18 protein-coding genes are annotated in these 14566 nt (G+C 49.8%); 7 read left to right on the forward strand and 11 right to left on the reverse strand.

All coding sequences use genetic code 11. The features are described 5' to 3' along the window. Nucleotides 1-5 precede the first annotated feature (5 nt). Nucleotides 6-632: a uracil phosphoribosyltransferase gene (gene upp / locus L2725_RS17855; protein ID WP_115138233.1), complete on the reverse strand. Its 627-nt coding sequence runs from the start codon at nt 630-632 to the stop codon at nt 6-8. A gap of 393 nt (nt 633-1025) precedes the next feature. Between upp and purM the strand changes: the two genes are divergently transcribed. Next, nucleotides 1026-2063, forward strand: a complete 1038-nt coding sequence (gene purM, locus L2725_RS17860) for a phosphoribosylformylglycinamidine cyclo-ligase (RefSeq protein ID WP_249250208.1) — start codon at nt 1026-1028, stop codon at nt 2061-2063. Next, a complete protein-coding gene (purN, locus tag L2725_RS17865) occupies nt 2063-2707 on the forward strand; it encodes a phosphoribosylglycinamide formyltransferase (protein ID WP_249250209.1) in 645 nt (214 codons plus the stop codon). The genes purM and purN overlap by 1 nt, the downstream gene beginning before the upstream one ends. A 76-nt stretch (nt 2708-2783) precedes the next feature. Here purN and L2725_RS17870 read toward each other — a convergent pair whose 3' ends face one another. Both L2725_RS17870 and L2725_RS17875 read right to left on the reverse strand, forming a co-directional pair. Beyond that, nucleotides 2784-3041 (reverse strand): hypothetical protein, encoded by a 258-nt coding sequence (locus tag L2725_RS17870; protein WP_248937689.1) that lies wholly within the window; start codon nt 3039-3041, stop codon nt 2784-2786. Next, nucleotides 3041-3211, reverse strand: a complete 171-nt coding sequence (locus L2725_RS17875) for a hypothetical protein (RefSeq protein ID WP_248937688.1) — start codon at nt 3209-3211, stop codon at nt 3041-3043. The genes L2725_RS17870 and L2725_RS17875 overlap by 1 nt, the downstream gene beginning before the upstream one ends. 261 nt (nt 3212-3472) lie before the next feature. Between L2725_RS17875 and L2725_RS17880 the strand changes: the two genes are divergently transcribed. The 4 genes from L2725_RS17880 (at nt 3473) to L2725_RS17895 (ending at nt 8682) form a co-directional block, all read left to right on the forward strand. Continuing rightward, nucleotides 3473-4219 (forward strand): HAD-IIA family hydrolase, encoded by a 747-nt coding sequence (locus L2725_RS17880; protein WP_115138230.1) that lies wholly within the window; start codon nt 3473-3475, stop codon nt 4217-4219. A gap of 409 nt (nt 4220-4628) precedes the next feature. Continuing rightward, a complete protein-coding gene (gene asnB / locus L2725_RS17885) occupies nt 4629-6293 on the forward strand; it encodes an asparagine synthase B (protein WP_248937687.1) in 1665 nt (554 codons plus the stop codon). A 278-nt stretch (nt 6294-6571) separates the two neighbouring features. Then, on the forward strand, nt 6572-7921 hold the full coding sequence (locus tag L2725_RS17890) for a sodium/glutamate symporter (RefSeq protein ID WP_249250211.1): 1350 nt from the start codon (nt 6572-6574) through the stop codon (nt 7919-7921). A gap of 128 nt (nt 7922-8049) precedes the next feature. Beyond that, on the forward strand, nt 8050-8682 hold the full coding sequence (locus L2725_RS17895) for a DUF2238 domain-containing protein (RefSeq protein ID WP_249250386.1): 633 nt from the start codon (nt 8050-8052) through the stop codon (nt 8680-8682). A 228-nt stretch (nt 8683-8910) separates the two neighbouring features. Here L2725_RS17895 and L2725_RS17900 read toward each other — a convergent pair whose 3' ends face one another. From L2725_RS17900 to L2725_RS17915, 4 genes are all read right to left on the reverse strand, one after another. After that, nucleotides 8911-9270: a VOC family protein gene (locus L2725_RS17900; protein ID WP_248937706.1), complete on the reverse strand. Its 360-nt coding sequence runs from the start codon at nt 9268-9270 to the stop codon at nt 8911-8913. 34 nt (nt 9271-9304) lie between these two features. Beyond that, nucleotides 9305-10012, reverse strand: a complete 708-nt coding sequence (locus L2725_RS17905; protein WP_248937685.1) for a DUF445 domain-containing protein — start codon at nt 10010-10012, stop codon at nt 9305-9307. A 97-nt stretch (nt 10013-10109) separates the two neighbouring features. Then, the gene (locus L2725_RS17910) at nt 10110-11117 is read right to left on the reverse strand and encodes a 2Fe-2S iron-sulfur cluster-binding protein (RefSeq protein WP_248937684.1); all 1008 of its coding nucleotides are present in this window, start codon (nt 11115-11117) and stop codon (nt 10110-10112) included. 279 nt (nt 11118-11396) lie between these two features. Beyond that, on the reverse strand, nt 11397-12098 hold the full coding sequence (locus L2725_RS17915; RefSeq protein ID WP_249250388.1) for a hypothetical protein: 702 nt from the start codon (nt 12096-12098) through the stop codon (nt 11397-11399). 65 nt (nt 12099-12163) lie between these two features. On the opposite strand from L2725_RS17915, the gene L2725_RS17920 reads away from it, so the two are divergent. Beyond that, on the forward strand, nt 12164-12589 hold the full coding sequence (locus L2725_RS17920) for a hypothetical protein (protein ID WP_249250213.1): 426 nt from the start codon (nt 12164-12166) through the stop codon (nt 12587-12589). Between the two features lie 6 nt (nt 12590-12595). Here L2725_RS17920 and L2725_RS17925 read toward each other — a convergent pair whose 3' ends face one another. Genes L2725_RS17925 through L2725_RS17940 form a run of 4 tightly spaced genes read right to left on the reverse strand, consistent with a single transcriptional unit; the run spans nt 12596 to nt 14494 of the window. Then, nucleotides 12596-13186, reverse strand: coding sequence for a hypothetical protein (locus tag L2725_RS17925; RefSeq protein WP_249250214.1), 591 nt, complete (start codon nt 13184-13186; stop codon nt 12596-12598). Then, nucleotides 13137-13571, reverse strand: a complete 435-nt coding sequence (locus L2725_RS17930) for a VOC family protein (RefSeq protein WP_249250216.1) — start codon at nt 13569-13571, stop codon at nt 13137-13139. The genes L2725_RS17925 and L2725_RS17930 overlap by 50 nt, the downstream gene beginning before the upstream one ends. A gap of 12 nt (nt 13572-13583) precedes the next feature. Further along, nucleotides 13584-14000, reverse strand: a complete 417-nt coding sequence (locus tag L2725_RS17935) for an ABZJ_00895 family protein (protein ID WP_249250217.1) — start codon at nt 13998-14000, stop codon at nt 13584-13586. Between the two features lie 8 nt (nt 14001-14008). Beyond that, entirely contained in the window at nt 14009-14494 is a 486-nt protein-coding gene (locus tag L2725_RS17940) for an SMI1/KNR4 family protein (RefSeq protein WP_249250218.1), read from the reverse strand. Between the last annotated feature and the right edge of the window lie 72 nt (nt 14495-14566).

Consider the following 14566-nt stretch of genomic DNA (forward strand, 5'->3'; position numbering starts at 1 on the left):
TGAAATTACTTGGTACCGAAAATCTTATCGCCGGCGTCACCCAGACCAGGCAGGATGTAGCCTTTGTCGTTCAGACACTTGTCGATAGATGCGGTGAACAGCTCAACATCAGGGTGAGCTTTTTCCAGGGCTGCTATACCTTCAGGTGCAGCAACCAGCACCAGAGCCTTGATTGAGTTACAACCACGCTTCTTCAGCAGGTCGATGGTAGCAATCATAGAACCACCGGTTGCCAGCATAGGGTCAACGATCAGAGCGATACGCTCATCTACGTTGCTTGCCAGTTTTTCAAAGTAAGGTACTGGCTCCAGCGTCTCTTCGTCACGGTAGATACCCACAACAGAGATACGGGCGGAAGGCATGTGCTCAAGAACCCCATCCATCATGCCCAGACCGGCACGCAGGATAGGAACTACGGTCACCTTCTTACCTTTGATCTGTTCAACTTCAACCGGACCGTTCCAACCTTCAATAGTCACAGTTTCAGTTTCGAAGTCTGCGGTCGCTTCATAAGTCAGCAGGCTGCCAACTTCTGCGGCCAGTTCTCGAAAACGCTTGGTGCTGATATCACCTTCGCGCATCAGACCGATTTTGTGGCGAACCAAAGGGTGCTTAACCTCAACGACTTTCATGGGTGTCTCCTGTATTTTTTGCGTAGCCAGAAAGCAAATTGTTCCGAGTGTAGAGCATTTGTTTTTGCTATCAAACATAAAGTTTCTCCCGGGCGCCAAATCGTGAAGCATATCGCGCCATCCCGTCAGGTTTGCCCACAAAGTACGCGCCCCGGGTCAAATTATCCGAGTATATAGCCCTGCTTCCCTTATGCCACCGGCTCTGGCTCAGATTCTGTGACAGAAACTGATCACCATGAATAGCAAATCTGCTCCCGGAAATTGGTTTTTATGGGCACACAATTCAACATACTCCGTTCTTGTCACAGGAAAATGGCGCCTTTCGGCACAGGTTCCAAGCTGCTAGAATACCCGCGCATAAAATCCTATAACGATGTACCCGAGAGGACCTCTGTGAGCACGCCTACCCCACTGAGCTACAAAGATGCCGGTGTCGATATCGATGCTGGTAACCAACTGGTCGATAACATCAAATCTGCCGTTAAGCGCACCCACCGCCCTGAAGTTATGGGTAACCTGGGAGGCTTTGGCGCCCTGTGCGAACTGCCAACCAAATACAAGCACCCTGTGCTGGTATCAGGTACTGATGGTGTTGGCACCAAGCTGCGTCTGGCCATTGACTATAAAAAGCATGACACCGTAGGTATCGACCTGGTGGCTATGTGTGTTAATGATTTGATTGTTCAGGGTGCTGAGCCCCTGTTCTTCCTGGACTACTATGCCACTGGCAAGCTGGATGTAGATACCGCCACCTCTGTGGTTAACGGTATTGCAGAAGGTTGTCATCAGTCAGGCGCTGCCCTGATCGGTGGCGAAACTGCAGAAATGCCAGGTATGTACGAAGGTGAAGATTATGATCTGGCAGGCTTCTGTGTGGGTGTGGTCGAGAAAGCCGAGATTATCGATGGCACTAAAGTCGCCGAAGGTGATGCCCTGATTGCTCTGTCGTCCAGTGGTCCTCACTCCAATGGCTATTCACTTATCCGCAAAGTGCTGGAAGTGAGTCAGGCCGACCCCCAGCAGGATCTTGCAGGCAAGCCCCTGATAGACCACCTGCTGGAACCTACCAAGATATACGTCAAATCGTTGCTGAAGCTGATTGAAGAATCTGATGTTCATGCGATGGCCCACATTACAGGTGGTGGTTTCTGGGAAAATATCCCACGAGTGCTGCCTCAACATTGCAAAGCCGTTATCGACGGTAACTCCTGGCAATGGCCTGTAGTGTTCGACTGGCTGATGGAGCAGGGAAATATTGAACAGTACGAAATGTACCGCACCTTTAACTGTGGTGTTGGTATGGTTGTCGCACTGCCAAAAGACAAGGTAGACGCTGCCCTGTCACTGCTCAATGCCGAAGGCGAACAGGCCTGGCTGTTCGGTGAGATCGCCAACCGCGACGGCAATGAAGAGCAAGTGGAGATCCGCTAATGGAATCAAGCTGTCGCATTCTGGTCCTTATATCCGGCAATGGCAGTAACCTGCAGGCTATCATTGATAGCTGCTATGACAATCTAAACGCCGATGTTGTCGGCGTCATCAGTAACAATCCGGATGCCTATGGCCTGATCCGGGCTCATCAAAACGAAATCGACACCAGCTGCGTGATATCTCGTGAAGGAGAAAGCCGCGAAGAATATGACGTTCGTCTTGATGCCGCTATTTCCCGTTACCAGCCAGATTTGATTGTACTGGCAGGCTTTATGCGGATTCTGAGCCCGGCTTTGGTAGAGCGTTACGAAGGCCGCATGGTGAACATTCACCCCTCTTTGCTGCCACTCTACCCGGGCTTACATACCCACGCCCGTGCCATGGAGGCCGGCGACAGCGAACATGGTGCCAGCGTGCACTTTGTAATCCCGGCTCTGGATGCCGGCCCGGTTATCTTGCAGGCCAAGGTGCCAGTGTATGGCGACGACACCATAGAAACTCTGTCTGAACGTGTCCATGAGCAGGAACACGCCATCTACCCGCTGGTCGTGAAGTGGTTCAGCCAGGGACGTCTGCAGATGAAGGACGGCCGGGCCTGGCTGGATGGGGAGCTCATTGGTCCCAACGGTTACGCACCGGATTAACTCCATTAAAAAACCCGCCATTTGGCGGGTTTTCTTTTGCTGTTATGCATTAATTTCTGCCTCTGCGGTACTGTGTTTACACGTCAGCAACCACACTCCAAAGTAAGCTGACCGTATCCCAATTAAGGTATATGGTCACCATTAAGAGCAACAGCAGGAACTTGATAAAGATGGACGCGTATATATTGAGAGTTTCCAGCTTCAGTTGAGCAATCTCCAGCTCTTTGGTTCTGATAATCAAAGACTTTTGGCGCTCGATGGCGGCTTTTACGCCTGCGTTTTTATCATCCTTGTCAGGCGCAAGATGATCGACATCTTTCATCACGTCTGCCATTACCCCAACATCCAGTTACCAAGCCAGGTAATTGCCGCGCCATAAAGCGCAACCAGGATCAGCAAGCTCACTATATTATCCGCAGTTTCGGCTTTGATTTTTCTGACTTCGGCAATTTGTCTGGCCAATTCAATATCCCGAAGATCTTCGTCGAACTTCAACCTCTGCATCCCTGTCGTTCCACTCCGGTAGATTTAAAATCAGTTTGTGCACTTTGTTATTGCTTAGTTGCACAGGTTACCAGCTGATTTAGTTGAAAAAAAGCACAAGGACCTGACATCGCTCACAGTTTGAACCACTGAGATACGCAATCAAGAATACTGATATATCAGGATTTATTTTCAATAAGCAGCGGAATTAACAAATCTTTCATTGATGCACATCACAAATGCGCTATAGATTGAGACAAAAGGCAAAAGAGATGAAAAGTAATGAAAAATGTAATTTGCGACATAGATGGCGTGTTGCTGCACAACAATAAACTCATTCCCGGGTCAGACAAGTTTATTCACCGCCTGGTTGAACAGGGAAATCCTCTGGTGATACTGACCAACTATCCGGTGCAAACCGGCAAAGACCTGCAAAACCGACTCGGCTCTGCCGGTATTCAGGTTCCCGAATCCTGCTTCTATACCTCGGCGATGGCCACCGCAGATTTTTTAACCCATCAGGAGGGTAACAAGGCATTTGTTATCGGTGAAGGTGCGCTTATCCATGAGCTCTATAATGCAGGCTTTACCATGACGGACATCAACCCGGACTTTGTGATTGTGGGCGAAACCCGCTCCTACAACTGGGAGATGATCCACAAGGCAGCCAGATTCGTGGCTCAGGGCGCACAGTTTATTGCCACCAACCCGGACACCCATGGCCCTTCGTTTAGCCCGGCTTGCGGCGCTATGTGCGCGCCCATCGAACGTATCACAGGTAAAAAGCCATTTTTTGTCGGCAAGCCCTCCTCCTGGATTATTCGTTCTGCCCTCAACAGTATTAATGCTCACTCAGAGAATACCGTGATTATTGGCGATAATATGCGTACCGATATATTGGCGGGCTTTCAGGCGGGGCTGGAAACCATTTTGGTGACCTCAGGGGTCAGTCAACTGGAAGATATCGACAAGGAGCCCTTCCGACCCAACCATATTTTCGCCTGCGCCGGTGATATCGACGTCATTTAGCATGTGTTTGTCACAGTCCCGGCGTATTGCAACTGCCAGTGCGTATTAACAGCTAAAACAATGAAAGCTATTTAAGCTTTACCCCTGTTAACAAAGGGATTCTGAAAAAGCCTGCATAAATGCGGGCTTTTTGTCATACAAAGGGCTTAATTATCGAAAAAAATCAAAAGCACCAAGTCAGTTAAGGGATCCTTAATCAGGCGGCGCAGAGACGGCAAGCAATCAGAAAAAATTCAAACAAAACACAGAAACACTGAACAATCCCCAAAAATCACCCACCAAAATCAAGATATAAACCAGAAAAACACCCAAGATAACACCACTTTCACCAATTAACGATTTGGCAATTTGAGTTTTGAATGGCAAAGTAAATCCAACAGATTTTGAAGATCCTTTGGAGTTTTCCCTTATGTGTTCCATTTTCGCCATTTTAGATATTCAGTCCGACGCCAAATCCATGCGCAGCCTGGCACTGGAAATGTCAAAGTTGATGCGTCATCGCGGTCCTGACTGGTCAGGTATCTACGCGGATGACTATGCTGTTTTGGCTCATGAACGTCTGGCTATTGTCGACGTAGACCATGGTGCTCAGCCCCTGCTGAGTGAAGATGAGTCTTTGGTTCTGGCGGTGAATGGCGAGATTTACAACCATAAAGAACTTAAAGCTCAACTGGGTGATAAATACAGGTACCGTACCAACTCAGACTGTGAAGTGATCCTGGCTCTGTATCAGGAATATGGCACTGAGTTTCTGGATATGCTCAATGGTATCTTCGCCTTTGTGTTGTACGACAAGCGCAACAAGAGCTGGCTGATCGGCCGCGACCATATGGGTATTATCCCGCTGTACACAGGTTACGATGCCGATGGTAACTTCTATGTCTCCTCTGAAATGAAGTCCCTGACCCCGGTGTGTAAAACCGTCGCCGAGTTTCAGCCAGGTTGCTTTCAGAGCTCAGAGCTGCAGCAAGCCAGCCGTTATTATGTCAGAGACTGGATGACATTTGAGGAGGTCAAAGACAACGAGGCAGATAAAGAGCAGCTCAGAGACGCGCTGGAAGCCGCGGTCAAGCGCCAACTGATGTCAGATGTGCCCTATGGTGTGCTGCTGTCCGGCGGGCTGGATTCCTCGATTATCTCGGCAATTACCCAGACCTTTGCCAAGCGTCGAATCGAAGATGACGGTGAATCCGATGCCTGGTGGCCTCAACTGCACTCTTTTGCTGTGGGGCTGGAAGGCGCGCCAGACCTGGCAGCAGCGAAAAAAGTGGCCGATCAGATTGGCACCATACACCATGAAATTCACTTCACCTTCCAGGAAGGACTGGATGCTATTCGTGATGTGATTTATCACCTGGAAACCTATGATGTCACCACCATTCGTGCCGCTACGCCCATGTATTTGATGGCGCGTAAAATCAAAGCGATGGGCATTAAGATGGTGCTCTCGGGTGAAGGAGCGGATGAGCTGTTTGGCGGCTATCTCTACTTCCACAAAGCGCCTGACGCTCAGGCATTCCATGAAGAGTTGGTTCGCAAGCTGGATAAACTGCACCTGTTTGATTGCCTTCGCGCCAACAAGGCGATGGCTGCTTGGGGAGTGGAAGCCAGAGTGCCCTTCCTGGACAAAGAGTTTATGGACGTGGCAATGCGAATTAACCCTCAGGCCAAAATGTCGGTGGAGGGCAAAATCGAGAAGCAGATCCTGCGTGAAGCCTTTGAACATAAGTTACCGGCAGAAGTGGCATGGCGTCAGAAGGAGCAGTTCAGCGATGGCGTAGGCTACTCCTGGATTGATGGCCTTAAGGATCAGGCTGCTGAGCATGTCAGCGACAAAGATCTGGCCAACGCCCACTTCCGCTTCAGTCACAACACGCCGGAAACCAAAGAGGCGTATTTCTATCGCAGCATTTTCGAAGAACTGTTTCCACTGTCATCGGCTGCAGAAACCGTCCCCGGTGGTAAGTCCGTCGCCTGCTCAACACCTGAAGCGCTGGCCTGGGATGAAAGTCTCAGTGGGGTTATTGACCCTTCAGGTCGCGCAGTTCGCTCGGTGCATTCGGACAGCTACTGACAGTAAAATCAAACCTGTTACCCAAGCCCCTTCTCAGGGGCTTTGCCGTTCGCCTGCCTCCAAAGATTAAATTGTCCGCTTAAGATCACAAATTCCCATTAGATTCATTTTAAATCCCACTTATTTCATTAAGGTGTGCCACTTCAACCTCTGCTGTCCGGATTCTTAACCGGGCACAGTCTGGGATCCCATGACCAGACACCTTGTCATCACGATGACATCAATTTATCAGGGTGCTATCGCCCTGCTCTCACAATTCAACTCATAAGGACAGTTAAATGACAGAATGGGTCATGCTTACTGACTTCGCCCTTGCCGGTGCCCTGTTGCTGGCTGGCAAAATCCTGCGGATATACTGCCCGCCTCTGCAGCGCCTGTATCTTCCCGCTGCCGTCCTCGCCGGTATTATCGGTTTATTTCTGGGCCCATCTGGCCTGAACATACTGCCCTGGAGCCAGGGATTCGCCACCAACGCAAGTTTGCTCACTGCCGCGCTGTTTGCTGCTCTGGGACTGACAACCGATCTGCCCTCACCCCGCTTATTGGCACAAAGAGCAGGGTCACTCTGGGCCTTTAATCAGGTCGCTACTGTGTCTCAATGGCTTTTTGCCGCTCTCATGGGGCTGATAATGGCCACCTTTATCTGGCCTGAGCTGAACCCGGGGTTTGGTCTGGTGCTGTCGGCCGGTTTTATGGGTGGCCACGGCACCTCAGTAGTTGTCGGTAACATCTTTGGCCAACTGGGCTGGGCCGATGCCATGACACTGGGTCTGACCTTTGCCACCGCAGGCGTATTTATCTCTATCAGCCTGGGCATGGTGATTCTTCAGGCTGCGGTAAAATTCGGGCTGGTGAAGGACTTTACCTGCTTCGACAAAATGGACAGCTACCAACAAAAGGGATTGATAGCCCCCTCTGAACAGCAGCCGGTGATGCGGGAAACTCTGTCCGCCCTGTCGGTGGACTCCTTTGCCATTCATCTGGCTATCGTCGCGGGCGTCACAGCATTCGCCTATCACAGTGCCAACTATCTCTCATCTTTTATGGGGCAAATGCAAATCCCCAACTTTGTCACCGCATTTATTGGCGGTATGTTGGTCAGGGCGATAGCCAAACGAACCGGGGGCAAGCGTTACCTGTGTGACAAGGTTTTCAGCCACGCAGGCGCCACCACCACAGACTTTCTGATTGTATTTGGCATATCGGCCATCAAGATTACCGTACTGACCCAGTACCTGTTGCCTATGATTTTGCTGCTTACAGGAGGCATTCTCTTTACCCTGTTTCTGGTGCTTTGGGTCGCGCCTCGAATGCTGGGAGAAGACTGGTTTGAAAAGGGCATATTCTCCTGGGGCTGGCTGACCGGTACTGTCGCCATGGGTATTGCCCTGCTGCGGGTTATCGACCCCAAGATGAAAGGTACAGTGCTGGATGATTACGCCATCGCCTATGTGCCCGGCAGTATCACAGATGTCTTTATTATCTCCATGATGCCTATAGCCATGGTGAAAGGCTATCAGGCGGAAGCCTTCCTGGTGGGCTTTGGCTATCTGGCGTTGGTTCTGGCGCTCTGGTACTGGTTACTGCGCCGTAAAAACCAACCTGGAATTAAGCTTCAACAAGCTTAAACCCCTTCAGTGGCAGCATTATGGGGGCTGCCACTGGTCAACCTCGTTAATGACAGTGCAAAGTGATGCACTGGAGTCATGCCGGAATTTGCCACATAATGGTCGTTTTCAATAACGGCAGCAAGCATATGACATCCAAACCTTTATTGGTCAGTTACAGCCTGATTTTTGTGTTGGTTTTTATCTGGTCGGCTATCAATCCTTTTGACAGATTTACCTGGTTTCTGGAAGTGCTGCCCGCCATTATCGGCTTTGTGCTGCTGGCAGGCACAATGAAACGCTTCCCCTTTACTCCCCTGCTATACACCTTGATTTTGATCCACTGCGTCATCCTTATGGTAGGCGGTCATTACACCTATGCTGAAGTGCCACTGTTTGATTGGATAAGAGACGCCACCGGGGGCGACAGAAACAACTACGACAAACTGGGGCACTTTGCCCAGGGCTTTATTCCCGTGATGATTGCCCGTGAAATAACCATCAGACGCCAGGTGTTTAACTCTGGTGCCTGGCGCAACTTCTTTATTGTCTGCTTCTGTCTCGCCTTCAGTGCTTTCTACGAACTAATCGAGTGGTGGGTTGCTATCGGCACGGGTGAAGGCGCCGAAGCCTTCCTCGGCACACAGGGTTACGAGTGGGATACTCAAAGCGACATGGGCTATGCCCTGCTGGGTGCTATCGTCGCCCTGCTCACCTTAAGCAAGATCCACGACAGACAGTTGGCAAGATTATCCAGTCATAGCCAGTTAAAGGCAGGCTAATAGTAAGGGATTGAGTGGGCTCACATACAAGCAGAGTGATATGGGATACGCCTTAATGGGCGCAATTGTAGCGCTGTCGACCCTGAGTAAACTGCATGACCGTCAGCTCAAGACATTGGCATCAGCACAGAGTTAGATAAGCAAAAGCCCCGAGCTGGTCGGGGCTTTCTTATTGGAATTTGTCGCTTATGGGGGCCTGTTTACTCTCGTATCCGGGGGACTACTCCGCTATTCCGGCTCGTGGCCCCAAACCGCATACTCATTGCCGTTTGGATCAGCGAAATGAAAACGCCGACCTCCGGGAAAACTGAATATCGCCTTGGTGATTTCACCGCCGGCAAGCTCAACTCCACTTTGGGTTTTCTCCAGATCTTCACTGAACAACACCACCAGAGGGCAGCCTTTGGTTACATTAAATGTCAGCGCATCCTGATAGAAACCGCCATTAATGCCCGCATTGATAAAACAGCTGTAATGAGGACCATAATCTTCAAACTGCCAACCAAATGCCCGGGTAAAAAAGGATTTGGTGGCATCGAGATCCCTGACCGGCATCTCGATATAGTTAATGCTGTTGTGATGTTCCATTGCCTTACTCATGTGAAGGACTCAGAACCTCAGCTTAGCTCTGCATCAAGGCCGCGGCAAATCCAATTACCCCACCGAAGACACCACCCCAGACCACCAGCCAACCCAGATGCTCGCGTATCATCTGCTGCACCATAATCTTAACCATTTGCGGTGTCAGTTCATCCAGACGCTGGCGCACAATATCTTCAATGTTATTCTGCATCTCAGCCATTTTATCCGGCTGCTCCAGCTCCTGTTTCAAGAGTTCATAGAATTGCTCACTCTCTGACAGATCTTTCAGCGAAGCCTTCATCTTCTCGATAAATGGCTCTTTCAAAGGTTGCAATGCATCGGTGCCACCGAACATGGCCAGCATGCCTCCCAGTGAAGATTGCGCCACAGTATCAACCAGAGCATTAAACGAAGGTTCAAGATCCACCTTATCAATCACAGGCCCCAGATCCAGATGCGCCGGACTGCCGTCAGACTGGCTCAGAAAGCGGTCGATATTTTCCCGGGTAAAAAACTGCTCCATCATCAATCGGGCAATGGCGCTTTTAAACTCTTCAAAACGGGCAGGAATCACTCCGGAGCCATAAAGGCCGGGCACTTTTTCAAACAGCATATGCACTGCCAGCCAGTTGGTTACAGCACCGGAAAGGGCGAACAGGCCCACGGTAAACAGAATATCGTTGGGCAGCAGATAACCTGCCACGACCAGAGCTGCCGCCAGCAGATTGGTTACCAAACTCTTGTTCAAGGAAACTTCCTCATGCAAATCAGTAAAATGAAGCTGGTCGCTATTGTAAACGAAACCGGCTGCACTCTGCAGCCGGTAAGATTCCAATTTTCAGGTGTTATACCCAGGTACGGGGATGTTTACGAAGCTCCCGGTAATCGAACGACAGCACATGAATTCGCTCTATTGGGACGCCGCCAAGAAATGCCCGCTCCTGTCCCTTCAACACCATTTTGGGTTCGCCACACAAAAATACCCTGTGGCTGCGGTCATAATTATGACGACCGGCGGCCAACTCCAGCGGGTCCGCCAGGCGTACACGTTTGCCATCGACCTCATGCTTTTCTGACTCTGCACTGATGCAGGCCTGGTAGAAGAAATTCCTGTGTAACAACATCTTTTTCAACATCTCTTTATGCTGATAAAGATCTGCCAGATTGCGGGCGCTGTGATAAAGGTGGATCTCTCCTCTGTGTCCACGGCTCAATGCCTCCTCGGCAATACCGGCCACAGCGCCAAGCCCGGTGCCACTTCCTATCAGCACCAGGGTGTCATCAGGCAGTCCTGGAAAATAGTGACAAAAACCCCAGGGCCCCTGCATCTGCAACAGGTCCTGTGACCTGGCAGACTGATACAGCCATTGGCTGAAATCCCCGTTAACCTTGCGTCTGACATGCAGCTCTACGGCACCGGGAGCGGACACGCGCGCTATCGCATAAGTGCGGCTTACACCATCGGGACGGCGAAGGTTAACGCACTGCCCGGCCTGATATTTCTGATCTTCGGGGACACCGACAGTGACTGAAACAATATTATCTGTCAGTACTTGTTTCTCTATGATTGGGGTGTCCAGATACAGGTCGTTAGGCTCGGGGGTGGTCAGTACCATTTTCGGTGACGGAATACACTGACAGGCGAACACCAATCCGGCTTTCTTCTGCTCAGGTTCCAGTCCCCGCTGGGAGATCATGGTTAAATCCCCTTCGATAAACTGCAACAGACAGGAACGACAACGGCCCTTTTTACAGGAGTAGTTGGCTGGATATTCATACCTGAGCAAGGTATCCAGTACGGTTTCGCCCGGTTGGGCATGAAAAGAGTGGCTATCCAAATAAAAAAGTGTCATTTCCCCACCAATGCCAGTCAAAACCAATGCGAACACAAGGAAGTCACCCGGACCAGAGGTCCAAATCAGCGGCTGTTACTTTTTTATTATGGTTGCTGAGTGAATATCAGCACTATTATTTGCAAACGACTCTCAGTTAATGATCCTGTTCGGCAAGATAGGATTATGAAAGCGGTTTCTTTCAATTAAGCCTATGTCTTTGATATCGAGTGTCAAGCCCCACAATTGGCAAGAAATCGCTAAAACATCAGGGAAATTAAACTAATATTCTGAATTAATTTAATTTTTATTATTTTTGTTAGACCAGTATTGATTGTCTCTAAAATCGTACAACCACTCCGGCTTGTACACCACCATCAGGGTAATCGCCATTCCATTGAGCAGAGCCTCAGGAAATGCCAATAAAGGGATCAAATTCAAATATCTGTCTACAAGTTCCGCCCACAGGTAATCTGTCGTCAACCAAAGCCAAACAGCCCAGAACAACATATGGCCAATCAACACCAGTGCGGCATTGAAAAAGCCTGCACAGAAAATATAGACAAAGATGTTTCTGGGCAGCAGGTGGAAGCATCGGCTGTATACCAGAAAACTGATAAACAGGGGTAAAACCGCACCAAACAAAGCATAAGGAGCTATCCAGCCAACCTGCCCCTGTACCAACAGGGAAAACAGCGCCACAGGGAAGATCACGCCGATACTGGCGAGTCGCCAGCCGAACATCTGCATCAATACCACGAGTCCGAGAAAATGAACATGCAGCTGGCTGTATATACTGGCATTGAGCATCCAGAGCAGATTGATCACCATCAGTGTCCACAGCAACCTGCGCTGCAGTGAACGGTTTTCCAGCAGCACCGCCATGTCTTTGCTGGGCCAAATCAGCCACCACCAAAGTACCAGCATCAACAACGCAGCAAGATCTGTCGTTGTCCATTGCCAGTCTATTTCAGATGCTCTTGTGGTCAGCTCAACCCAAATTGACACAGGTTCTGATGTCCGAATAAGGTTATGATATAAAAAAGCATAATATTGAGATCCCTAAGATGTCGAATCGCCTTACCCTGCTCCTGTTGATGTCTGCACTCCTGTCTGGCTGCAGCTCTTCCCCCTCTCCCGAAAAGTATGCAGGGAAAATTCGTGATCAACTCACCACAGACATTAAAGATAACGGACTAAAACTCTTTACCTACAGAGCTTCGCTGGCAATGATGCCGACCTTGAGCAGAGCGCAACCCCAAAGCAAGCGGGAAGCGATCAAAATGGCCAGACAGATGCAGCAGGCCAGAGAGGACTTTGAAGAGCAGTTTGATCTGGGCCTGGCCAGAACGCTTGAAATGACGGGCTATTGCCGCGATGGCTATCTTGAGCTTTTCCGTATGGTTGAGGCCGACAGAGGAGAACTGAAAGGTGAGTGTAACGAAGGTGCCAGCGACTCAGATATGACCAGGTTCGGTGCCAGTACCAACTAAAGTCACTCAGGGGCTGGGAGTCGATTCATAGGGGTGAACCAGAGGAATCAGAACCTCAAAGTCCCGATTGATAAAACCGCACTCTCCACCAAGGTAGCTGTAATGCTCTCCAAAAGTGTCGAACTCTTTGACCAGCTCTCCCCGACACACCTTGGCAGCGTCCTGATAAAAACCACTGGCCCAACTGTAGTCGGTAAGCTGCTCAATCTGCATCAGCTGATTGTAAAATATCACCTTGCCCCGGGAGAGTCCGACTGCGACGCCCTGGGTAAATGGTGCGCAGTCATTATCCTGGGAGAAAGGTGCCCAACGCCCCAAACCGGACGGATTAATAAAGTACCATCCGTTTTGGATTTCGCTGCCGAACACGTGGATACACTCCACCCCAAATTGACTCCAGGATATTTGGCTCAGGACCTCATCATCAACTTGCAGCAATCCATCAGCTGCCAGCACACCACATTGCTGTGTTAACTCCAGCTCCCGGCTGCGCTTATGAACATAGGAGCAACCTACAGATTCAGGCGCAGCATTACCTGTGTTTATCTCAGTCCCTTGAGACAGACTGACGGTCAATACCAGCGCCGCTATCATCATCTTCTCCTGCTCTGATATCTACCCGCCAGGGAGGGTTAAGCCTGTTCTCTCCAGCCCGGTAGAGCTTGATTTTGTTGCCTGAGGGATCATGCAAAATCGCCTCGGTCCACAGATACCTTTGCTCAGTTGGCAACTGGTCAAACACTATCCCCTTGTGGATCAGTGACTCAACCTTGCGTTCAAGTTCAGGCACTTCGAAGTAAATAACGGCACCGTTACTGAATTCTCCCTGCTCCAGCGACAAAGAAAAGCTGCTGCCGCCATTGGGGCAGACAAATCTGGCATAGTGGGGAGTGTCGACTATCTGGGTAAAGCCAAGTGCCAGATAGAAGGTGGTTGCCCTGTCCATATCCCTGACAGGCAAAGTGACTTGATTCAGCTCCATGAATATCCTTTTTCATCGCTTTTGTTGAGCGGCTTTTTCAGCCTGTTTGACAATTGAGCCGCCAATAAACCTGATAAAAATATAACTTCCCAAACCGTATATCAGTACTCCCAGACCCAATGCAAGCAGGAGCATGGTCGCCGTTATTTCAAGCCCTTGTGCATAACCCATCAACAACAGCCCCATCCAGCTCAGCAGTACCTGAGTCGTTATCACTCCCAATACTGCCAGCCACACCTCTGAAGGGGTAAACAGACGTCCACTCTTATTATAAAAATTGCTATAGGCCCAGAATATGCTGCCCACCATAATTCCGGCACTGACACCTGAATTACCCTCAATTTCTGTCAAATACAGCAAGACCATCACCAAAGCTGACAATCCCACGTAGATCAATGTAAACCTTCCCCAAAATCCCATCATCGTCATATTCAGATTTATCCTTTATCCAACCAGGGGGACACCCTTTGAAAAAAATACCCTGCAAATGAATCGGCGCAATGACCCACAATCGCCCTGCGGTGAATGTCGAACCAAACCAACCGACATTCACCATCTACAAGCATGCTGAGATCAATGCAGGGCAATTGATGGGCATCATGATCATACTCAATACACAACAGATGATGGGGTAAATCACTCTCTTCACGCAAAACATGGGTTGGCCACATAAACCCATACTCAGGATCCAGATAGTCTTCATCCAACCCGGCGTAATGACAATCAAGGTAATCCACACATCCAAGCTGGTTAAGGAAGCTGATATAGGAGTCCGGCAAATTCAGGTCAAATTGCGCGGCTACCTCATTGATTTTTTCCATAGGTTGCGGCCCGGAACATTGCCAATCCGGATCTGCCGCCACCAATTGCGCCATCAGTGCAGTAAAGTTCAATTCCCCGGTATCTCCTTTTCCAACCCACATCAAACAAAACACCCCGCTACCCAAAAACCTTTACATGGTTCATCTCACTGCAATGTCAGCAAATTGCAACCA

The organism is Shewanella corallii, assembly GCF_023349125.1.
GTDB classification, from domain to species: domain Bacteria; phylum Pseudomonadota; class Gammaproteobacteria; order Enterobacterales; family Shewanellaceae; genus Shewanella; species Shewanella corallii.

Coding starts and splice junctions, on each gene's coding strand:
- purN (WP_249250209.1), top strand. CDS start 2,063: ATGGAATCAAGCTGTCGCATTCTGGTCCTTATATCCGGCAATGGCAGT.
- upp (WP_115138233.1), bottom strand. CDS start 632: ATGAAAGTCGTTGAGGTTAAGCACCCTTTGGTTCGCCACAAAATCGGT.
- L2725_RS17880 (WP_115138230.1), top strand. CDS start 3,473: ATGAAAAATGTAATTTGCGACATAGATGGCGTGTTGCTGCACAACAAT.
- L2725_RS17940 (WP_249250218.1), bottom strand. CDS start 14,494: ATGTGGGTTGGAAAAGGAGATACCGGGGAATTGAACTTTACTGCACTG.
- L2725_RS17895 (WP_249250386.1), top strand. CDS start 8,050: ATGACATCCAAACCTTTATTGGTCAGTTACAGCCTGATTTTTGTGTTG.
- L2725_RS17910 (WP_248937684.1), bottom strand. CDS start 11,117: ATGACACTTTTTTATTTGGATAGCCACTCTTTTCATGCCCAACCGGGC.
- L2725_RS17935 (WP_249250217.1), bottom strand. CDS start 14,000: ATGACGATGATGGGATTTTGGGGAAGGTTTACATTGATCTACGTGGGA.
- L2725_RS17875 (WP_248937688.1), bottom strand. CDS start 3,211: ATGCAGAGGTTGAAGTTCGACGAAGATCTTCGGGATATTGAATTGGCC.
- L2725_RS17920 (WP_249250213.1), top strand. CDS start 12,164: ATGTCGAATCGCCTTACCCTGCTCCTGTTGATGTCTGCACTCCTGTCT.
- L2725_RS17870 (WP_248937689.1), bottom strand. CDS start 3,041: ATGGCAGACGTGATGAAAGATGTCGATCATCTTGCGCCTGACAAGGAT.
- asnB (WP_248937687.1), top strand. CDS start 4,629: ATGTGTTCCATTTTCGCCATTTTAGATATTCAGTCCGACGCCAAATCC.
- L2725_RS17930 (WP_249250216.1), bottom strand. CDS start 13,571: ATGGAGCTGAATCAAGTCACTTTGCCTGTCAGGGATATGGACAGGGCA.
- L2725_RS17925 (WP_249250214.1), bottom strand. CDS start 13,186: ATGATGATAGCGGCGCTGGTATTGACCGTCAGTCTGTCTCAAGGGACT.
- L2725_RS17900 (WP_248937706.1), bottom strand. CDS start 9,270: ATGGAACATCACAACAGCATTAACTATATCGAGATGCCGGTCAGGGAT.
- L2725_RS17890 (WP_249250211.1), top strand. CDS start 6,572: ATGACAGAATGGGTCATGCTTACTGACTTCGCCCTTGCCGGTGCCCTG.